This window comes from Pseudomonas sp. 5Vm1k (assembly GCF_056161485.1).
On record NZ_JBSPCZ010000002.1, the window covers coordinates 478,997 to 498,829 of the forward strand.

Consider the following 19,833-nt stretch of genomic DNA (forward strand, 5'->3'; position numbering starts at 1 on the left):
AATGCTTCACCTAAAGTTTCAAGCTGTTGCGGGCAGCCGCTATTTCTTCCTGGCTTGCCTTATAAACGTCAGCCTGCCCGGCGTAGGAAAGTACATAAGCCTTATCTGCCTGCACGGCGGCGACCAGTGTTTGAGACAGCACATGTCGGCCGTTCTGGGTAACCGTGCAAGTGGTTTCCAGCGCTGACAGTTGGCTCAATGTAGCCGGGTGAATCTTGTTGCAGACACTTTGATAGCCACCCTGAAAAAAGTCTTTCTGCACCGATTTGCGCATCTCCAGCAGCACACCCTGCAAGTTCACCTGGTGGCCGCTTTCCACAGGGGTCATGGTCAGCTCCATTACAAGCACCTGATTGCCATCGGCGTCAGTTTTCACAGCGCGCTGCCGGGACACTTGCGGCGCGGCTTCATTTGGCGCGACGACTTCCACTTCCCAGCCACTTGGCCAGGTGATGCTTGGGGTGTCCGCCTGCACCGTCGAGGCCAGCGCAAACAAACCCATGAAAACGAATAGCGATGCAAACGGTCGGATCATTACAAGAGGCACTCACAGATTGAACCACAAAGTCTGAGCCTCACCCGCCCGGCAGGCAATAGCCGGGCGTTTTGGTTTGGCGATGTCGGGACGCTTGCGTATCATTGCGACCATTCGCCAGCCCCACTTATTTTCCGGAGGGCCCATGAGCCTGCACGAATTGAACACCTTCCCCGGCGTCACCGCCGCACCGGACACCGCGACCCAGAAGTTCGTCTTCAACCACACCATGTTGCGGGTCAAGGACATCACCAAGTCCCTGGATTTCTACACGCGCATTCTCGGTTTTTCGCTGGTTGAAAAGCGCGACTTCCCGGAAGCCGAGTTCAGCCTGTACTTCCTGGCGCTGGTCGATAAAAGCCAGATCCCGGCCGATGCGGCAGCACGCACCGAATGGATGAAGTCGATCCCGGGCATTCTGGAACTGACCCACAACCACGGCACCGAAAACGATCCGGAGTTCGCCTACCACAATGGCAACACCGACCCGCGTGGCTTCGGTCATATCTGCATTTCGGTGCCGGACATCCGCGCGGCGTGCGAACGTTTCGAAGCCCTGGGCTGTGATTTCCAGAAGCGCTTGAACGATGGCCGGATGAAGAGCCTGGCGTTTATCAAAGACCCGGATGCTTACTGGGTCGAAATCATTCAGCCAGCACCGATGTAAAACTTAGTAGAGAACCCTGTGGGAGCGGGCTTGCTCGCGAAAGCGGTGTGTCATCCAGCATCAATGTTAACTGACACGACGCCTTCGCGAGCAAGCCCGCTCCCACATTGGGAATCTGCAAGGCACAAAAAAACCCCATGATCACTCATGGGGTTTTGTGCTTTCGGCGCTGGCGTTTAAGCCGGGGCCGAGGTGCGGATCAGGTGATCGAATGCGCTCAGGGAAGCCTTGGCGCCCTCGCCCACCGCAATCACAATCTGCTTGTACGGCACGGTGGTCACGTCACCGGCGGCGAACACACCCGGCAGCGAAGTCTCGCCACGGGCATCGACGATGATCTCGCCACGCGGTGACAACTCGACCGTGCCTTTGAGCCAGTCGGTGTTCGGCAGCAAACCGATCTGCACGAAGATCCCTTCCAGCTCGACCGTGGTGAACTCACCCGAATCGCGATCCTTGTAGACCAGACCGGTCACCTTCTGCCCGTCACCCTTCACTTCGCTGGTCAGCGCACTGGTGATGACGTTGACGTTCGGCAGGCTGTACAACTTGCGTTGCAGTACCGCATCGGCGCGCAGCTTGCTGTCGAATTCCAGCAGTGTGACGTGGCTGACGATACCGGCCAGGTCGATGGCTGCTTCTACGCCGGAGTTACCGCCGCCGATCACGGCCACGCGTTTATCTTTGAACAACGGACCGTCACAGTGCGGGCAGAAGCACACGCCCTTGGCTTTGTATTGCTGCTCGCCCGGAACACCCATTTCGCGCCAGCGGGCGCCGGTGGCAAGGATCAGTGCTTTGGTTTTCAGGTTGGCACCACTTTCGAAGCGCACTTCGTGCAGCTCGCCGGCATTTTTCGCCGGGATCAGCGCGGTGGCTCGCTGCAGGTTCATGATGTCGACGTCGTACTGCTTGACGTGTTCTTCCAGGGCGCTGGCCAGTTTCGGCCCTTCGGTTTCCTGCACGGAGATGAAGTTTTCGATGGCCATGGTGTCGAGCACCTGCCCACCAAAACGCTCTGCGGCTACGCCGGTACGAATGCCTTTACGGGCGGCGTAGATAGCAGCCGAAGCACCGGCCGGGCCACCGCCGACGATCAATACATCAAAGACTTCTTTGGCGCTGATCTTCTCGGCCTGGCGTTCGGCACCGCTGGTGTCGATCTTGGCGAGGATTTCTTCTACGCCCATGCGGCCCTGGCCGAAGATTTCGCCGTTCAGGTAAACGCTTGGCACAGCCATGATCTGGCGCTTGTCGACTTCAGCCTGGAACAGCGCACCGTCGATGGCGACGTGGCGGATGTTCGGGTTGAGCACGGCCATCAGGTTCAGCGCCTGGACCACGTCCGGGCAGTTCTGGCAGGACAGCGAGAAGTAGGTCTCGAAGCTGAACTCGCCTTCGAGCGAGCGGATCTGTTCAATCACTTCGACACTGGCTTTCGAAGGGTGACCGCCGACTTGCAACAAGGCCAGCACCAACGACGTGAATTCGTGGCCCATGGGGATACCGGCGAAACGCAGGCTGATGTCAGCACCCGGGCGGTTGATCGAGAACGATGGCTTGCGAGCGTCATCACCGTTGTCGAGCAAAGTAATTTGCGTGGAAAGACTGGCAACGTCTTTCAACAGTTCGAGCATTTCCTGGGATTTCGCACCGTCGTCGAGGGAGGCAACGATCTCGATCGGTTGGGTGACCCGTTCCAGGTACGATTTCAACTGGGCTTTAAGATTGGCGTCCAACATACGGGCGATTTCCTTTACTTTATTTGAGGCGAAAAAAAACGCCCGAGCGAATCTCGCCCGGGCGTTTTTATTGGGCGGTTGCAGCTTACTTAGGTGCGGAAACCCGCCCTGATGATGCTTGTGTCACAGACTTAGATCTTGCCGACCAGGTCCAGGGACGGAGCCAGGGTGGCCTCGCCTTCTTTCCACTTGGCTGGGCAGACTTCGCCCGGGTGAGCAGCAACGTACTGGGCAGCCTTGATTTTGCGCAGCAGCTCGGAAGCGTCACGGCCAACACCGCCGTCGTTCAGCTCGACGATTTTGATCTGGCCTTCAGGGTTGATCACGAAGGTGCCACGGTCAGCCAGGCCAACTTCTTCGATCAGTACGTCGAAGTTGCGGGAGATGGCGTGGGTTGGGTCGCCGATCATGGTGTATTCGATTTTGCCGATGGCTGGCGAAGTGTTGTGCCAGGCAGCGTGAGCAAAGTGAGTGTCAGTGGAAACGCTGTAGATTTCGACGCCGAGTTTCTGGAACGCTGCGTAGTTGTCAGCCAGGTCTTCCAGTTCGGTTGGGCAAACGAAGGTGAAGTCGGCTGGGTAGAAGAACACGACAGACCACTTGCCTTTCAGGTCTGCGTCCGACACTTGTACGAAGTCGCCATTTTTGTAAGCAGTAGCTTTAAACGGTTTTACTTGGCTGTTGATGATAGGCATCGGTGACTCTCCGTCAGGGTTGAAAAGTTCGGTTGAAAAGTTGATGGGGTGAATCCTACCCACTCGATGGCCGGATGGCTCATTGGCAAAGCTCATGCTGCTCATTGGTTTTCGCTATTAGCCGAGTGTATTAATAGAAGAAAACTTACTGAGCAGTGCCAATGGTTTTTTCCGCGAGGGGCGTCATCCCGAGAAACGGGCTGGCTTCAACATAGCGCATGGCGGACTTCATATCCTTCCAGCCCACGTAACTCATCAACGACTTCAAATCCCAACCACTTTGATGGGCCCATGTTGCAAAACCGCGACGCAATGAGTGACTGGTGTAGTGCTCGGCCGGGATGCCGGCGCGCTCCAGTGCCTGGCGCAGCAGTGGAATCACGCTGTTGGCGTGCAAACCCTCCTCACTCAGGTGGCCCCAACGGTCAATGCCGCGGAACACCGGCCCGCGCACCAATGCGGCTTCGGTGATCCAGTCGATGTAAGCCTGCACCGGACACAAGCGTTGCAATGCTGGAGTCTGATAAGTCTTGCCGAGGTTTTCGCGGTCACTCTTGCTGCGCGGTAGATAGAGCGTGATGCCCGATTGGGCGATGGCTTTTACGTGCTCGATCTGCAACCGGCATAACTCATCGCTGCGAAAGCCGCGCCAGAAGCCCAGCAGTATCAGCGCCATGTCGCGTCGAGCCCGCAGTAATCCTGGCTGATCGCCTTCTGCTCGAGCGGTCTGCGCTTCCTGTTCTAGCCAGGCGACCACTTGCTCCAGGTGTTGAAGCTGCAAGGGCTCGGCCTGTTTCTCCTGCGCCGGGTGCAACGCGCGAATGCCCTTGAACACCTGGCGCACCACTGGCGCCTTGGTTGGGTCGGCAAAGCCCTGGCTGTTGTGCCATTGCGCCAACGCCGACAGGCGCAGCTTCAGCGTATTCACCGACAGCACACCCGCATGCGCGACGAGATAGCGCGCAACACTGTCGCTGGTCGCCGGCAGAAATCCGCCCCAACTGACTTCGAAATGCTCGATGGCCGCGCGGTAGCTGCGACGAGTGTTATCGCGGGTGGCGGCTTGCAGGTAGCGATCCAGATCGGACATGGGCTCAACTCTCTAAAACGTACCGTTTTGGCAGGTGAAAACCGCGCCTACAACTCATCACACGGGGTAATACCAGTATATCCCGCGCCAGTAATTCAAAGTATTTAACTTTTCATATACGATGGTACAATGTGTACAACAGTGGTACGTACCACATTACGAAATCGTAGGAAGACTCATGGCTCGTGGCGGTGTAAATAAAGCAGTGGTGCAAGCGGCACGGTTAGCGATCCTCGCCCGCGGAGAAAACCCAAGCATTGATGCTGTACGAATCGAGATGGGCAATACCGGCTCGAAAACCACGATTCATCGCTATTTGAAGGAATTGGATGGCAGCCCGGAGCGTACTGAAGCGACGTCCGAACCTATCGATGATGAACTGGCCGGATTGGTATCACGCCTGGCGCAACGCTTGAAAGAGCAGGCCCAAGAGCCCATCGACCAGGCGCGCGAGCAGTTCGATCGCCAACGCAAGGAGCTGGAAACGCAGCTCGAAGAAGCCCGCGAGGCCAACGCGGAACTGCATCAGCAATACGAGATTCAAAGCCTGGCACTGACTCAGGAATCCGACGCGCTGCTGGAAACCCGCTCCATGCTGCAGACCGAGCAGACCCGCAACGCCGGACTGAACCAGGCGCTGGCAGATTTTGAATTGCGGTTGAAGGACAAGGACGAGCAGATCCGCTCCCTCGAAGAAAAACACCTGCACGCCCGGGATGCGCTGGAACACTATCGCAACGCCGTCAAAGAGCAGCGCGAACAGGACCAGCGCCGCCATGAAGGCCAAGTGCAACAGATCCAGATGGAATTGCGCCAGGCCCAACAAAGCGCCCTCGTCCGCCAGGACGAAATCACCCAGTTGCACCGCGACAACGAACGCTTGCTGACCGAAAACCGTGGAACGCTGCGGGAGTTAAGCCTGCTGCAAGAGCAACTCAAACAAGCCAACACTCGCCAGGATCAACTGCTGGAACAAGCCAACCGCGTCGACAGCGAACGCACCCTCCTCCAGGAACGCTTGCGCATCGCCCTGCTGGAAAGCCAGGCGCTCAAACAGAACGTCGACGAGCAATCGCAGATCAATCAGTCACTGGAAATCGAATTGGCGAAGACCCAGGCCAGCCTGGATGAAAGCGCGCGCCTGGCGGCAGTCGTTGCGACCGCGCCAGACGCAGCGAAGGACGATTAACTCGCGACGGGCGTACGCATGGTGACGAACTCTTCGGCGGCGGTCGGATGCACGCCGATGGTTTCGTCGAAATCACGCTTGGTGGCGCCAGCCTTGAGGGCAATCGCCAAGCCTTGGACGATTTCCCCGGCATCAGGACCGACCATGTGGCAACCCAGCACCTTGTCGGTCTTGGCGTCCACCACCAGCTTCATCAGCGTGCGCTCCTGACACTCGGTCAGGGTCAGCTTCATCGGCCGGAAACGGCTTTCGTAGATCACCACTTCGTGCTCGGCCTCCCGGGCTTCTTCTTCGGTCAGGCCGACGGTGCCGATGTTCGGCAGGCTGAACACCGCCGTCGGGATCATCTTGTAATCCACCGGACGATACTGCTCGGGCTTGAACAAGCGTCGCGCAACGGCCATGCCTTCGGCCAACGCTACTGGAGTCAACTGCACGCGACCGATCACGTCGCCCAACGCCAGGATCGACGGCTCGGCAGTCTGATACTGCTCATCCACCTCGACGAAACCCTTCTTGTCGAGTTTGACGCCGGTATTCTCCAGTCCGAGGTTGTCCAGCATCGGACGCCGTCCGGTCGCATAGAACACGCAGTCGGCCTCCAGCTCGCGGCCATCCTTGAGGGTCGCCTTCAGGCTGCCGTCGGCTTGCTTCTCGATGCGCTCAATGTCTGCATTGAATTGCAGGTCCATGCCGCGCTTGGTCAGTTCTTCCTGCAAGTGTTTGCGCACCGCACCGTCAAAGCCGCGCAGGAACAGATCACCGCGATACAGCAGCGTGGTCTGTGCGCCGAGGCCGTGGAAGATCCCGGCGAATTCCACCGCGATATAACCACCGCCGACCACCAGAACGCGCTTCGGCAGCTCTTTGAGGAAAAACGCCTGATTGGAGCTGATCGCGTGCTCGTGCCCCGGAATTTCCGGGATCTGCGGCCAGCCGCCGGTGGCAATCAGAATGTTCTTGGCGCTGTAGCGTGCGCCATTGATTTCGACGGTATGCGGGTCGACGATTTTGGCGTGACCTTCATGCAGCGTCACACCGCTGTTGACCAGCAGGTTGCGATAGATGCCGTTCAGGCGATTGATCTCGCGATCCTTGTTGGCGATCAGCGTCGCCCAATCGAACTTTGCTTCGCCCAAGGTCCAGCCGAAACCGGAAGACTGCTCGAAGTCTTCGGCGAAGTGCGCGCCGTAGACCAGCAGTTTTTTCGGCACGCAGCCGACGTTCACGCAAGTACCGCCCAGATAGCGGCTTTCGGCCACAGCCACTTTCGCGCCGAAACCGGCAGCAAATCGCGCAGCCCGCACACCGCCGGAACCGGCGCCAATCACATAAAGGTCAAAATCGTAAGCCATTTCTATCTCCTCGGCAGGCCATCAGCATACCCGCAGACGCCCATTGGGCAAACGCTGCGAACAATATGGGGCCGGAAAACGAAAAAACCACCCGAAGGTGGTTTTCTCAGTACAAGTGGGTCAGGCGCTATCAGTAAGCCTTGCCAGTCTTGTAGAAGTTCTCGAAGCAGAAGTTGGTCGCTTCGATGTAGCCTTCGGCGCCACCGCAGTCGAAACGCTTGCCTTTGAACTTGTAGGCGATCACGCAACCGTTTTGCGCCTGCTTCATCAGGGCGTCGGTGATCTGGATCTCGCCGCCCTTGCCTGGCTCGGTTTGCTTGATCAGGTCGAAGATGTCCGGCGTCAGGATGTAACGGCCGATGATCGCCAGGTTCGACGGTGCATCTTCCGGCGCTGGTTTCTCAACCATGTTGCGCACGCGGTACAGGTCATCACCGATCAAGTCGCCAGCGATAACGCCGTACTTGTTGGTTTCCAGTGGGTCGACTTCCTGGATCGCGATGATCGAGCAGCGGTACTGTTTGTACAGCTTGACCATCTGGGTCAGGACGCCGTCACCGTCGAGGTTGACGCACAAGTCATCCGCCAGCACCACGGCGAACGGTTCGTCGCCAATCAGCGGACGGCCGGTCAGGATAGCGTGACCCAGGCCTTTCATTTCGGTCTGGCGAGTGTAAGAGAACGAGCACTCGTCGAGCAGTTTACGGATGCCGACCAGGTATTTTTCCTTGTCGGTGCCTTTGATCTGGTTTTCCAGCTCGTAGCTGATGTCGAAGTGGTCTTCCAGAGCGCGTTTGCCGCGACCGGTCACGATGGAGATTTCGGTCAACCCAGCGTCCAGTGCTTCTTCGACGCCGTACTGGATCAGTGGCTTGTTTACCACCGGCAGCATTTCTTTGGGCATGGCTTTAGTCGCTGGCAGGAAGCGAGTACCGTAACCGGCTGCTGGGAACAAGCATTTCTTGATCATATAAGTCCTTGAAAGGGCTGTGTGTACGAGTTTCGGCGCAGTCTAATCAGGCGGCGCGCACCTTACAATGCCCCGCACTGGCTAACCGATGCCATCATAGAGAAATATTCTGGCGGATAGTTCCCGTAAGCCTTTATTGATAGCACAGACCGCCGGTTCCGGGCTGACCGACAATCGCACCACCATACGCCCATCAGCACCTGTTGAGTGCAATTGGCGGTATCATGGCGCGATTGAACCAGCCAAAGAGGCAGATAGATGTCGGTAGCAAAAAGCGTCAACGGGTACCTGATCAACCAGGCGAAAGACGGCCAATGGTGGGTAGACAGCGTCGCTGGCGAGAACATCGCCGGACCTTTCCCTACCGAAGCGTTGGCGATTGAGGTGGCATCGGTGTTGCAGGATCAACCCGCAGGCCCCAAGCGGCGCGGCAAGGACAAGTCCTGAAACGCACCTGATTTGAACAGCCCTGCCTTCGCGCAGGGCTTTTTTGTGTTTGCCTGCAACAAAGTGGCCAATCGCTATAACCTTTTGACGCCGCTGCTGTCACAGGCTTAGCCCCATCATCTGACGACGACAACGACATGAACAAACTTCTGGCACTGATTACGGTTCTGGCGCTCACTGGGTGCGCCACTTCCGAGAAAACCTACCTGAACAATGGCGAGCAAGGCCTGACTATCGACTGCTCCGGGGAAGCCAATTCCTGGGCCACCTGCTACGAAAAAGCCGATGACTCTTGCGCCGGCACCGGCTACCGGATCGTTGGCACCGACGGCACACCTTCAACCAAGGAAAGCGACAAGACCCTGGGCGTCGATGTTGGCAACTTCAAGAACCGCAACGTGGTAGTGGTCTGCAAGTAGGGCGCCCTGCCCTACATGTGAATTTCGGCAAACTTGATCCCGAGGCCGCGCACGGTATCGATCAAATCGTCCAGGCGACTAAACGATTCGACTTCATCGTTATCATCCACCAGAAAATAACTGCGCCCGGCACTTTTCTTGAAAAACACGATCCATTCCCCCGAATTCGCCGGGTTCTGAATCACGTGGGTGGCAGAGATATGGCCCTCTGCATGGCGTTCCCGTACTTGCTCTCGCTTCATGCGCGGCTCCAGAAATGACAATGCCGCCAAAGCAGTGCTTTGGCGGCATCAGGCGACTGTCGATAGTCTATCAGCCTGAAATGCACGCGGTGGCGGCATGCTGTACATCCTTGGGACGTACCGGCACGTTGGACATGCGCTCATGCAGTTTGATGCCGCTGCCACCGGAGCGGTCTTCGATATCGAATACCGCCGCCGGCCCCGAGGAAAATTTCCCTGGGACGATCACACGCACTCCATCTTTGTGCGGCTCAAGCTGCAGGGCGCCGCGGCTGGGGGCCAGTTTCTCGACGAGGCATTGCGCGTACTCATGGGGCTTTTTACCTGAGATCACGCTCATGGTCGGCAGTGTCTCGTTGATTTCTGCGACATTTGCACAACCACTCACCGCCAATGCCAGTGGCAAGACCAGGACACCCCATTTCATACAAAACCTCCGATAAAGACCCTCCGACAGCGTAAATGCCGTTTTTCTCCGAGGCTCATTGCTTTTATCGCTCATAGAATTCCGAATAACTGTTTTTAATTGTCAAACACGACGCTGACAGCCGGATAATAACCCGTTCGGGCTGATAAACTGCGCCAATTGCCCTGCTATCGTTTTGATTTTGTAGAAAAAGCCCTTCTGGAGGCGCCTCATGAAATTTATCCACCAGCGCGAGCACCTCAATGAAGACGACATTGTCGTCATCCAGTGCTCCCAAATGTGCAACATCCGCTTGATGAACGACGCCAACTTCCGCAGTTTCAAAAATGGCGGCCGTCACACTTACCACGGCGGCGCATTTGACACGTTCCCGGCTCGCATCACAGCACCGAGCACCGGTTTCTGGAACATCACCATCGACATGGTCAACAGCCGCAAAGCCATCAGCGTTACGCGCAAGCCGACCCTGACCCACTCGATCAAGATCGTCCGTCGTTCCAGCACAAAACTGAGCTGATCAACGTCCACACACGCAAACAGGCAGACATCACCGTGGCCCAAACGACCAAGTACGTCATCAAATACAAACTCAACGGCGAGCGCCGCTTCGAATTTGCCCAGCTTGAAAACGGCACCGCCGAAGAAGCCAAAGCAGCGCTGGATGCTATTCATGGCCAAGGCGAAGACGTGATCAGCGACATCAGTGTCAGCAAAGCGTTGTAACGCGACTGGGAGCGACAACAGGGACGTCGGCTCCCCCGCCTGAAGTTCGACCGCAAGCGCCGGAGTGTTCGCCCGATCGACGCTCCCTAGACTGGCCACCTCAACCTTTGGTTAAGGAGTCAGAACATGTCTACTTCCTCGATTCGCTACATCAGCGGCGCTTGCTCGCTGGGCGTATTGTTGCTGGCCTTCAGTGACAAGGGGCTTTGTGCGCTGCTGCTCGGTGATGACCTCACAAGCCTTGAGCGCGATCTGGCGCGGCGGTTTAGTGGCGAACTCCAACGCGATGAGGCTTTAACGCCAGCGCTGGAGAAAGCCCTGCGACACCTCGACAATCCAAACACGGCATTCGATTTGCCGCTGGATCTGGCAGGCAGTGCCTTTCAGCGCCAGGTCTGGGACGCCCTGCGGCAAATCCCCGTCGGCAAAACCGCCAGCTATCGCGACATCGCCCAACGTCTTGACCAACCCAAGGCCTTTCGCGCGGTAGCCAATGCCTGCGGAGCCAACCCGGTTGCCGTGATCGTGCCGTGCCATCGAGTACTGCGCCAGGATGGCAACCTCGGCGGTTATCGTTGGGGCCTGGAGCGTAAACGGCAGTTGCTGGAACGCGAGGCGCGCCAATGAGCAAGCTCGACTGGGCGTTGGTGGAACAACAACTCGATCAGGACGGTTGCGCCATTATCCGTTCGCTGTTGAGCCACGAAACCTGTGATCAGGTCAGCGCGTTGTACCCCCGGCCCGAGCCCTTCCGCTCACAAGTGATGATGGCCCGTCACGGCTTCGGGCGCGGGGAATACAAGTATTTCAAGTACCCGTTGCCGGACACCGTAGCCCGTTTACGCAGCGCGCTCTACCCGCGACTGGTGCCCATTGCCAATCGCTGGTGCGAGCGGATGGACCTGCCGACCCGATTCCCCGACAGCCACGCAGCGTTTCTCGAACGCTGTCATGCCGCTGGTCAGGAGCGCCCGACACCGTTGTTGCTGCAATACGGCCCTGAGGACTACAACTGCCTGCATCAGGACTTGTACGGTGAGCACGTTTTCCCACTGCAAGTAGCGATTCTGCTGTCAGAACCGGACGAAGACTTCACCGGTGGCGAATTTGTGCTGACCGAGCAGCGCCCGAGAATGCAATCGCGGCCCCAGGTGATCGGCTTGAAGAAAGGCGACGCGGTGATCTTTGCCGTCAACCAGCGACCGGTCAAAGGCGTTCGCGGCTATTACCGAGTCACAATGCGCCACGGCGTCAGTCGCCTGCACAGCGGCAAACGGCATACCCTTGGAATCATCTTTCACGATGCGTTATGACCCCATGAACCCGACCACTCTCGATTTGTTCGCCGATAGTGAGCCCGAACAGCCGCCCCGACGCGAGCAGATCGGCGAACAGTCCTACGTCCTCCGAGGCTTTGCCCTGCCGCTGATCGACCGCCTACTACCGGCGCTCGAGCTGGTTCTGGCAGCCGCGCCGTTTCGGCAAATGGTCACGCCCGGCGGCTTTACCATGTCAGTGGCGTTGAGCAGTTGCGGCACGCTGGGCTGGACCACTGACCGCAGTGGCTATCGTTACACCCGCAACGATCCGCAAACCGGGCAACCCTGGCCGGCGATGCCCGAGGTGTTTTTCGAACTGGCGCAAGCGGCGGCGCTGGCAGCAGGATTTACCGATTTCGAGCCGGATTCCTGCCTGATCAACCGCTATGTCACAGGGGCCAAGATGTCATTGCATCAGGACAAAGACGAAGGTTCCTACGCCGCGCCTATCGTTTCGGTGTCCCTTGGGTTGCCGGCGATGTTTTTATTTGGCGGCTTCGAACGCAGTGACAAAAGCCAGCGTGTGCCATTGTTTCATGGTGACATCGTGGTCTGGGGTGGTGTCGATCGCTTGCGCTATCACGGGGTCTTGCCAATCAAAGACGGGCAGCATCCGCGACTAGGCGAGCAGCGGATCAATTTTACGTTTCGTAGCGCGGGTTGAATTTGACCGCAAGACCCGGGGTGCTACACCTCTACCGGCGGCTTAACCTGTATGAAACCCGTCAACGGACCTGAAGCCATGACCACTCGTTCGCCCAACATCGCCATCGAAAACGACCCTCGCTGGGCCGCCGTCGTCGCCCGCGATCCCCAGGCTGACGGGCAGTTTGTATACGCGGTAAAAACTACCGGCATCTATTGCCGCCCCAGTAGCTTGGCGCGCTTGCCGAAGCCGCAGAATGTCGAATTCTTCGACACCGCAGAGCAAGCCCAAGCGGCGGGTTATCGCCCCAGCAAACGGGCGGTGAAGGATCAAAGCGAGGTCGCGGCACAACATGCCGCGACCGTGGCGGCTGCCTGCCGTCAGATCGAATCGGCCGAGAATCTGCCCACGCTGGGCGAACTCGCCGAAGCGGCAGGCCTGAGCAGTTTCCACTTCCATCGTGTGTTTAAGGCCGTGACTGGCCTGACGCCCAAGGGTTACGCCAGTGCACATCGCTCACGTAAGGTTCGCGAACGGTTGAGCGATGGCGGCTCGGTGACAGACGCGCTGTACGACGCTGGTTTCAATTCCAATAGCCGGTTCTATGAGGCCGCCGACCAGTTGCTGGGCATGAAACCCGGCGACTACCGCGCCGAAGGCCAGAATAACGACATCCGCTTTGCTGTCGGCCAATGTTCCCTTGGGGCGATCCTGGTGGCGCAAAGTGACCGGGGTATCTGCGCGATTCTGTTGGGGGACGACCCGCACCAGCTGGTGTGCGATCTGCAGGACAAGTTTCGGCGCGCCAACCTGATCGGCGCCGATCACGGGTTCGAGAAATTGATTGCCCAGGTCGTCGGCTTCATCGAAGCGCCGGCCATTGGGCTGGATTTACCCCTGGATGTGCGCGGCACGGCGTTTCAGGAACGAGTCTGGCAAGCCCTTCGGCAGATTCCCGCAGGCAACACCGCCAGCTATGCCGATATCGCCCTGCGCATTGGTTCGCCAAAAGCGGTGCGCGCCGTGGCCCAGGCCTGCGGCGCGAACAGCCTTGCCGTGGCAATTCCCTGTCACCGGGTGGTGCGCAGCGACGGCAACCTGTCGGGTTATCGCTGGGGAGTGGAGCGCAAGCGGCAGTTGCTGGAACGTGAATCGCAGCCTTAGACGATGCCGATATGCACCGCAACTGACTCAGGGCCGGTATAGGCTTCGAAGTCGGTAGCAAACCGGCGCTGGATCTGCGGGTTGGCCTCGAAATAATTCCAGATATATTGCCAGGCAGCGATGACGGCATCAGGCATCGGACCGTTGCCCTCGAATACCAGGTAGCGGCCCTCTTCAATGTTGATGGTCTCATAACCTTGCGCAGGTTCCTCGACCGCCATTCCGGCCGTCACATCGAACGCGCCCAAGGCATCGGATTCATACCCGGAATAAACGCCATAGACTGGTGAGGCGGCTTGCTGTGGCGCAATTCGCTCATTCAACCCTTCGCCGAAGAAATGCCCCCACATCGGACCAATCTTCGCTGTTTCAGCGGCCAGTTCATCGCTGTTGCGGGTGCGTACTTGCAGTCCCGAAACACTGAACGGAGCCACGTAAACCTGTTTGACTTCCATTGAGACGCCACTCCTTTTTTATTGAGGTATGCGGCCCTTTCGAGCCGCAACGGCGCCTACCTTGTCAGCGATTGACGTCGACGACAACCCTTCCCCGCAACTGCCCGGCGAGCAAGCGCGGTGCCGCTTCGATTGCTTCGCTGAGGCCGATTTCGTGGCTGATCAGCGGCAGCAGGGCAAAGTCCAGATCCTCGGCCAGGCGATTCCAGGCCTGCACCCGCTTGGCTTTCGGTTGAGTCACGCTGTTGATTCCGGCGAGGGTCACACCGCGCAAAATGAAGGGTGCAACGGAGGCCGGAAAGTCCATGCCTTGCGCCAGGCCACACGCAGCGACCGTGCCGTTGGCCTTGGTGCTGGCGCAGGCGTTGGCCAAGGTGTGACTGCCGACCGAATCGATCACCGCCGCCCAACGCTCCTTAGCCAACGGTTTGCCCGGCTCGGACAAGGTGGCGCGATCGATGATTTCGCTGGCACCCAACTGTTTAAGGTAATCGTGCTCCGAGGTGCGACCGGTCGACGCCACCACCCGGTAGCCGAGCTTGCTTAATAGCGCGATGGCGAAACTGCCGACCCCGCCGTTGGCGCCGGTCACCAGCACTTCGCCCTGATCCGGCGTGACGCCGTTGTGCTCCAACGCCAGGATGCACAGCATCGCCGTGTAACCGGCTGTGCCGATGGCCATCGCTTGAGCCGTCGTGAAAGCCTTCGGCAGCGGTATCAGCCAGTCGCCGTTGAGCCGCGCCTTCTGCGCCAATCCGCCCCAATGCCCTTCGCCCACGCCCCAGCCATTAAGTACGACAAGGTCACCCACCTTGTAGTCCGGATGCCCGCTGACTTCGACGCTGCCTGCCAGATCGATCCCCGGCACCATGGGGAATTTTCGCACCACCGGGCTACTGCCGGTGATCGCCAGGCCATCCTTGAAATTCAGCGTGCTGTACGCCACGCGCACGGTTACGTCGCCCTCGGGCAGTTGATCGTCATTGATCTCTTGCAGTGTGGCCCGGTAACCGCTGTCGTCTTTGTCGATCAAAATGCCCTTGAACATCGCTGCCTCCCAATGGGTTCGCTGAGGTTGAAGTGTCATTGAAATAACACAAAGCAACACTTTGCCCTACCCGACTTTCATCCAATCGCCAAATCCACCGGGCGTTTCCAAAACCGGAAGCTATGCTTTTTTCGCGGCCCTGAATTACCTGAAAAAGCCGCCCTGTCGATGGAGCTGACAATGCCTTACCTTCGCTCGATTTCCGTTTTGCTGATGCTCTGCCTGCCGGCGTTCAGCAGCGCCCAGGCTGCACAGCCTCAAGCATCGACAGCCCCTGTTGCCCAGGCTGCAGCGAGTCCGACCTGGCCGCAAGTACTCAACGCCGGTGATACCAAACTGACGATCTATCAGCCGCAACTCGACAGTTGGGACGGTTATACCCTTCAGGCGCGGGCAGCGGTCGAGGCTACCGGGGCCGACGGAAAATCCACCTACGGCATCGTGCAGTTCAGCGCCCATACCCTCGTAGACAAGGCCACGCGCTGGGTGGCGCTTGATCAATACACCCTCACCAAAGCCGATTTTCCGTCCAGCGCCGCGCAGGCCGACGCTTGGGTCGCAGCTCTGAAAAAAGACGCGGCGAACCGCAAGAAAACCATTTCCCTGGACCAGCTCGAAGCCGCCGTTGGCGTCCTCGCGGCCGAGCAGAAATCCAGCAGCGATCCAATCGAAAACACCCCGCCGACTATCATTACCTCCGACGTCCCGGCATTGCTGGTGTATGTCGACGGCGAGCCGGCTTACCGGCCGGTAGACGGCACGGCGTTGCAACGAGTGATCAACACTCGGCCACTGCTGCTCAAGGATGCCCAGGGCAAACATTACCTACATGTATTCGACGGCTGGATGGTCGCCGATGAATTGGGCGGCCAGTACGCGCCGCTGTCCTCGCCTTCCGCCGATCTGGAAAAAGCCAAGAAAGCGGCGATCCAGAGTCGTCAGGTTGATTTGCTGACCGGCCAGAGTGATCCGAAGGACAAAATTCCTACACTGGCCAAACCACCGATCCCGCAGATCCATATTGCAACGACACCCACCGAGCTGATCGTCACCGATGGTGCCCCCCAGTGGCAGCCGATCCAGGGCACGCAGTTGCTCTATGTGACTAACACAACCGGGCACATTTTCAAGGAAATCGGTGACCAGGTCAGTTATGTGCTGATCTCCGGGCGCTGGTTCAAAGCGACTGACATGAAAGGCCCCTGGACCTTCGCCCCGGCCGACAAATTACCGGCCGATTTCGCCAACATTCCCGATGACAGCGCCAAAGAAAACGTCAAGGCTTCGGTGGCCGGCACTCCCCAGGCCCGGGAAGCGGCGATTGCAGCGACCATTGCGCAAACCTCGGCCATCAAGAAAAGCCAAGTCAAAATGACCGCTCCACAGTTCGACGGTCAACCGCAGCTCAAGGCCATCAGCGGTACGCCGTTGCAATACGTGGTGAACACACCGACGCCCATCATCATGGTCGATGCCAAGAGTTGGTACGCGGTGGAGAACGGTATCTGGTTCAACGCTACTTCGGCCCAGGGCCCGTGGTCGGTCGCGACCTCAGTGCCGGCGGTGATTTATTCGATTCCGCCGAGTTCGCCGATGCACTACATCACCTACGTGAAAGTCTATGAGGCCAACGGCGATAGGGTGGTCGTGGGTTATACGCCGGGGTATCAGGGCTCCACGGTGGACCCGGCCAGCGGCGTGGTGGTTTATGGCACCGGTTATCCATATACGCCGTGGGTCGGCAGCGTCTGGTATGGGCCGCCGGTGACCTACGGGTTTGGCGTCGCGATTCGCTATACCCCGTGGACCGGTTGGACCTTCGGTTTCGGTTTTGGCTGGAGTTGGGGTGGCAGCACCGTGGCCATGGGCTGGGGCTGGGGCGCTTACCCTTGGTGGGGCAATTACGGCTGGGGTTACGCCTGGGGCCCGCATCTTTACCCGGCGCCGATGCCGTGGGGTGGCGCGGCCTATGGTTATCACGGTGGCGCAGTCGCCTGGGGACCCGGCGGTTGGGCCGGCAGCACGGGCAACATCTATCGCCAATGGGGTGATCGTGCATCAGTCAGCCGTTATGGTGCCGGCTACAACGCCTGGACCGGCAATCGCTGGGCCGGCCAGGTCGGTTCTTCCTACAACTCGCGCACCGGTATTGCTACGGCCGGTCAGCGTGGCGCGGTACACAATGTCTACACCGGCAATTACGCCGCTGGGCGCAGTGGCGAGATCGTCGGGCCTAACGGCGCAGCGATTGCCGGCGGCAAAGTCACAGCGGGCAATGTGCGCAACGGCACCCAGGTCACCGCCAATCGCGGCGCGGTCTACAACCCCAACACCGACAAAACCACCCAGTACGGCGCCATACGCGGACGCAACAGCGGCGCCGCGAAAGTGGGTGACAACGTCTACGCCGGGCATGACGGCAACGTCTACAAAAAGACCGACGACGGCTGGCAATCGATGGTCAAGGGTGGCGCGACACGGGTCAACCCGGCAAACACCGCCCAGGTGCAGAATCTCAACCGCGAATCGGCGGCGCGCTCTTTGGGCAATGAACGCTTCAACAACTATCACAACTCCTCCCAGGTCATGAATCGCTCGTTCGGCGGAGGGGGTGGTGGCGGATTCCATCGTCGTTGAAATGCCGTTGAATGACCGCTGAAGGGGCTGCCATGTTTCGTTTTATCAAAACCACAGTGGCGGGTGGGCTGCTGTTTATCCTGCCGTTGGTGTTGGTGTTTTTACTGCTGGAAAAAGGCGTGCATCTGCTGCGCGAACCGATACACAAACTGCTGCCGATGTTTGCCGAATACAGCGTCGCGGGGGTGACGCTGTTCACCCTCGTGGCGTTGGTGGTGCTGGTGTTGATCTGCTTTTTCGCCGGGCTCTTGGCCAAGACCCGGTTGGGCACCTCACTGTTCAAGGCGCTGGAAAACAATGTGCTCGGTAAAGTGCCTGGTTATGCCCTGCTCAAGGATGCGACGGCGCATCTGGCCGGCCTGGAAAATGTCGAGGGCGCCAAGGTCGGGTTGATCAACGAGGACGATGGCTGGTTGTTTTGCCTGGTACTTGAGCAACAGCAGGGATGGTATTCGGTGTTTATCCTGGATGCAGGCCCAGCGGGCGGCACCTCGGGCGAAGTACGCGTGGTCCCGGCTTCCCAGGTTCGCCTGACCGAACTGACGTGGGTACAGGTTCTGGCTTGCGTCCGCCGTGGCGGCCATGGAGCGCTGGCTCTCGCGGCACCCTGGCTGCCAAAGGCATAAACGCCGGCATCGGTCCATTCTGAAAAACCGACTCGGACCGTTCAGAAAAACCGACTGGCCTGCCCTCCTCGTTGCTGATACAAAACGGGCAATACCGTCGATGTCGGAGATGATTCAAATGAGCCAATGGCCAGACACCCGCATACTTGACCTGCTCGGGATCGAACTGCCGATCATCCAGGCGCCCATGGCCGGTGCCCACGATTCAGCCATGGTGATTGCGGCGAGTAACGCCGGCGGCCTGGGCTCGTTGCCCGCCGCGCTGTTGAGCATCGAGCAGTTGCGCGAAGAGCTGAAAACCATTCGCCAGCACAGCCAGCGCCCGTTCAACGTTAACTTCTTCTGCCATCAACCGCCGCCGCCTGACGAGCAAAAGGCCCGCGCCTGGAAAAATCTGCTGGAACCTTACTATCGCGAACTGGGCGTTGATTTCGACGCACCGACACCGGTGTCCAACCGTGCACCGTTCGACGAAGCCGCTTGCGCAGTGATCGAAGAGTTTCGCCCCGAGGTCGTGAGCTTCCACTTCGGTCTGCCTGAAAAGTCGCTGTTGGATCGGGTAAAAGCCACCGGAGCGAAGATTCTGTCGTCGGCGACGACGGTTGAAGAAGCCGTGTGGCTGGAGCAGCGCGGCTGCGACGCGATCATCGCCATGGGTTACGAGGCCGGTGGTCATCGCGGTATGTTTCTCAGCGATGACTTGACCAGTCAGGTCGGCACTTTCGCGCTGGTTCCGCAGATCGTCGATGCCGTTAAAGTGCCGGTGATTGCGGCGGGAGGAATTACTGACGCGCGTGGGATTGCCGCCGCGTTCCACTTGGGTGCCTCAGCGGTGCAGGTGGGCACGGCGTATTTGTTCACACCGGAAGCGAAGATCAGCGCGGCGCACCACAAGGCCTTGCGCACCGCCAAGGAAAGCGAAACCGCGGTCACAAACCTCTTCACCGGGCGCCCGGCGCGGGGGCTGCTGAATCGGGTGATGCGAGAGATAGGGCCAATGAGCGACAAGGCGCCCGCCTTTCCTTTGGCCGGCGGTGCATTGATGCCATTGCGGGCCAAGGATCCGGCGGATTTCGCCAACTTGTGGGCCGGACAGGCGTTCAGGTTGGGCGTTGAATTGCCCACGGCAGAGTTGACCCGGCGCTTGGCCGAAGAGGCTTTGGCGAAACTGATTCGCCACTAAACACAAAACCCTGTGGGAGCGGGCTTGCTCGCGAAGAGGCCGGCACATTCAACATTAATGTCGCCTGACCTACCGCCTTCGCGAGCAAGCCCGCTCCCACAGGGTTATCAGCGCCAATCAAATCCCGCGCAATACCAACAAGTTCCGTTTAAAGGCATTTCGCTATATATTCCGATATATAGCGTTTCACCCCTCGCATCGGCGCAGTTCACCCCCTATAAAAACTGCCCACTGCACTTGCCTACCACGGAGCC

23 protein-coding genes are annotated in these 19,833 nt (G+C 58.8%); 13 read left to right on the top strand and 10 right to left on the bottom strand.

The window, feature by feature from the left end; genetic code table 11:
• Positions 1 to 10: 10 nt before the first annotated feature.
• Entirely contained in the window at positions 11 to 535 is a 525-nt protein-coding gene (locus ACWIKB_RS05905) for a DUF4946 domain-containing protein (protein ID WP_475265760.1), read from the bottom strand.
• Positions 536 to 680: 145 nt separating this feature from the next.
• Between ACWIKB_RS05905 and gloA the strand changes: the two genes are divergently transcribed.
• Entirely contained in the window at positions 681 to 1,202 is a 522-nt protein-coding gene (gene gloA, locus ACWIKB_RS05910) for a lactoylglutathione lyase (protein WP_123508222.1), read from the top strand.
• 176 nt (positions 1,203 to 1,378) lie between these two features.
• Here the strand turns inward: gloA and ahpF are convergent, their stop codons facing one another.
• The 3 genes from ahpF to ACWIKB_RS05925 all read right to left on the bottom strand — a co-directional run bounded on the left by ahpF (position 1,379) and on the right by ACWIKB_RS05925 (position 4,729).
• Positions 1,379 to 2,944 (bottom strand): alkyl hydroperoxide reductase subunit F, encoded by a 1,566-nt coding sequence (gene ahpF / locus ACWIKB_RS05915; protein ID WP_475265761.1) that lies wholly within the window; start codon positions 2,942 to 2,944, stop codon positions 1,379 to 1,381.
• Positions 2,945 to 3,075: 131 nt separating this feature from the next.
• Positions 3,076 to 3,639: an alkyl hydroperoxide reductase subunit C gene (gene ahpC, locus ACWIKB_RS05920; protein WP_054050573.1), complete on the bottom strand. Its 564-nt coding sequence runs from the start codon at positions 3,637 to 3,639 to the stop codon at positions 3,076 to 3,078.
• 145 nt (positions 3,640 to 3,784) lie between these two features.
• Complete coding sequence (locus ACWIKB_RS05925; RefSeq protein ID WP_475265762.1) at positions 3,785 to 4,729, bottom strand: site-specific integrase; 945 nt, start codon at positions 4,727 to 4,729, stop codon at positions 3,785 to 3,787.
• Between the two features lie 178 nt (positions 4,730 to 4,907).
• Between ACWIKB_RS05925 and ACWIKB_RS05930 the strand changes: the two genes are divergently transcribed.
• Positions 4,908 to 5,918, top strand: coding sequence for a DNA-binding protein (locus ACWIKB_RS05930; RefSeq protein WP_475265763.1), 1,011 nt, complete (start codon positions 4,908 to 4,910; stop codon positions 5,916 to 5,918).
• Here ACWIKB_RS05930 and gorA read toward each other — a convergent pair.
• Together gorA and galU are read right to left on the bottom strand one after the other, a co-directional pair.
• The gene (gene gorA / locus ACWIKB_RS05935) at positions 5,915 to 7,273 is read right to left on the bottom strand and encodes a glutathione-disulfide reductase (RefSeq protein ID WP_475265764.1); all 1,359 of its coding nucleotides are present in this window, start codon (positions 7,271 to 7,273) and stop codon (positions 5,915 to 5,917) included. The two genes, ACWIKB_RS05930 and gorA, sit on opposite strands and share 4 nt — an antisense overlap.
• A gap of 130 nt (positions 7,274 to 7,403) precedes the next feature.
• Entirely contained in the window at positions 7,404 to 8,243 is an 840-nt protein-coding gene (gene galU, locus ACWIKB_RS05940) for a UTP--glucose-1-phosphate uridylyltransferase GalU (RefSeq protein WP_054050566.1), read from the bottom strand.
• 258 nt (positions 8,244 to 8,501) lie between these two features.
• Between galU and ACWIKB_RS05945 the strand changes: the two genes are divergently transcribed.
• Positions 8,502 to 8,690: a hypothetical protein gene (locus ACWIKB_RS05945; RefSeq protein WP_054050563.1), complete on the top strand. Its 189-nt coding sequence runs from the start codon at positions 8,502 to 8,504 to the stop codon at positions 8,688 to 8,690.
• Between the two features lie 137 nt (positions 8,691 to 8,827).
• The gene (locus tag ACWIKB_RS05950; protein WP_475265765.1) at positions 8,828 to 9,109 is read left to right on the top strand and encodes a hypothetical protein; all 282 of its coding nucleotides are present in this window, start codon (positions 8,828 to 8,830) and stop codon (positions 9,107 to 9,109) included.
• 11 nt (positions 9,110 to 9,120) lie between these two features.
• On the opposite strand, the gene ACWIKB_RS05955 is transcribed toward ACWIKB_RS05950, so the two are convergent.
• A complete protein-coding gene (locus ACWIKB_RS05955; RefSeq protein ID WP_475265766.1) occupies positions 9,121 to 9,351 on the bottom strand; it encodes a hypothetical protein in 231 nt (76 codons plus the stop codon).
• Between the two features lie 70 nt (positions 9,352 to 9,421).
• Positions 9,422 to 9,778 carry a hypothetical protein gene (locus ACWIKB_RS05960; RefSeq protein ID WP_475265767.1) on the bottom strand — a complete coding sequence of 119 codons (357 nt, stop codon included), beginning with the start codon at positions 9,776 to 9,778 and terminating at the stop codon, positions 9,422 to 9,424.
• A gap of 211 nt (positions 9,779 to 9,989) precedes the next feature.
• Here ACWIKB_RS05960 and ACWIKB_RS05965 point away from each other — a divergent pair, with 211 nt between their 5' ends.
• The 6 genes from ACWIKB_RS05965 to ada all read left to right on the top strand — a co-directional run bounded on the left by ACWIKB_RS05965 (position 9,990) and on the right by ada (position 13,630).
• Complete coding sequence (locus ACWIKB_RS05965) at positions 9,990 to 10,295, top strand: DUF1883 domain-containing protein (RefSeq protein ID WP_054050556.1); 306 nt, start codon at positions 9,990 to 9,992, stop codon at positions 10,293 to 10,295.
• Between the two features lie 35 nt (positions 10,296 to 10,330).
• Positions 10,331 to 10,501 carry a hypothetical protein gene (locus tag ACWIKB_RS05970; protein WP_475265768.1) on the top strand — a complete coding sequence of 57 codons (171 nt, stop codon included), beginning with the start codon at positions 10,331 to 10,333 and terminating at the stop codon, positions 10,499 to 10,501.
• A gap of 126 nt (positions 10,502 to 10,627) precedes the next feature.
• A complete protein-coding gene (locus tag ACWIKB_RS05975; protein ID WP_475265769.1) occupies positions 10,628 to 11,128 on the top strand; it encodes a methylated-DNA--[protein]-cysteine S-methyltransferase in 501 nt (166 codons plus the stop codon).
• A complete protein-coding gene (locus ACWIKB_RS05980) occupies positions 11,125 to 11,814 on the top strand; it encodes a 2OG-Fe(II) oxygenase (protein WP_475265770.1) in 690 nt (229 codons plus the stop codon). Before ACWIKB_RS05975 ends, ACWIKB_RS05980 begins: the two co-directional genes overlap by 4 nt.
• Positions 11,804 to 12,484, top strand: coding sequence for a DNA oxidative demethylase AlkB (gene alkB, locus ACWIKB_RS05985; protein ID WP_475265771.1), 681 nt, complete (start codon positions 11,804 to 11,806; stop codon positions 12,482 to 12,484). The genes ACWIKB_RS05980 and alkB overlap by 11 nt, the downstream gene beginning before the upstream one ends.
• A 78-nt stretch (positions 12,485 to 12,562) precedes the next feature.
• Positions 12,563 to 13,630, top strand: coding sequence for a bifunctional DNA-binding transcriptional regulator/O6-methylguanine-DNA methyltransferase Ada (gene ada / locus ACWIKB_RS05990; RefSeq protein ID WP_475265772.1), 1,068 nt, complete (start codon positions 12,563 to 12,565; stop codon positions 13,628 to 13,630).
• Here ada and ACWIKB_RS05995 read toward each other — a convergent pair.
• Together ACWIKB_RS05995 and acuI are read right to left on the bottom strand one after the other, a co-directional pair.
• On the bottom strand, positions 13,627 to 14,085 hold the full coding sequence (locus ACWIKB_RS05995; RefSeq protein WP_475265773.1) for a GyrI-like domain-containing protein: 459 nt from the start codon (positions 14,083 to 14,085) through the stop codon (positions 13,627 to 13,629). The genes ada and ACWIKB_RS05995 overlap by 4 nt on opposite strands.
• 64 nt (positions 14,086 to 14,149) lie before the next feature.
• Positions 14,150 to 15,133 carry an acrylyl-CoA reductase (NADPH) gene (acuI, locus tag ACWIKB_RS06000; RefSeq protein WP_290023789.1) on the bottom strand — a complete coding sequence of 328 codons (984 nt, stop codon included), beginning with the start codon at positions 15,131 to 15,133 and terminating at the stop codon, positions 14,150 to 14,152.
• Positions 15,134 to 15,313: 180 nt separating this feature from the next.
• Here acuI and ACWIKB_RS06005 point away from each other — a divergent pair, with 180 nt between their 5' ends.
• The 3 genes from ACWIKB_RS06005 (at position 15,314) to ACWIKB_RS06015 (ending at position 19,579) form a co-directional block, all read left to right on the top strand.
• Complete coding sequence (locus ACWIKB_RS06005) at positions 15,314 to 17,770, top strand: autotransporter (protein WP_475265774.1); 2,457 nt, start codon at positions 15,314 to 15,316, stop codon at positions 17,768 to 17,770.
• Positions 17,771 to 17,802: 32 nt separating this feature from the next.
• Complete coding sequence (locus tag ACWIKB_RS06010; protein WP_475265775.1) at positions 17,803 to 18,396, top strand: hypothetical protein; 594 nt, start codon at positions 17,803 to 17,805, stop codon at positions 18,394 to 18,396.
• A gap of 118 nt (positions 18,397 to 18,514) precedes the next feature.
• Positions 18,515 to 19,579 (top strand): NAD(P)H-dependent flavin oxidoreductase, encoded by a 1,065-nt coding sequence (locus ACWIKB_RS06015; protein ID WP_475265776.1) that lies wholly within the window; start codon positions 18,515 to 18,517, stop codon positions 19,577 to 19,579.
• Positions 19,580 to 19,833: the final 254 nt, after the last annotated feature.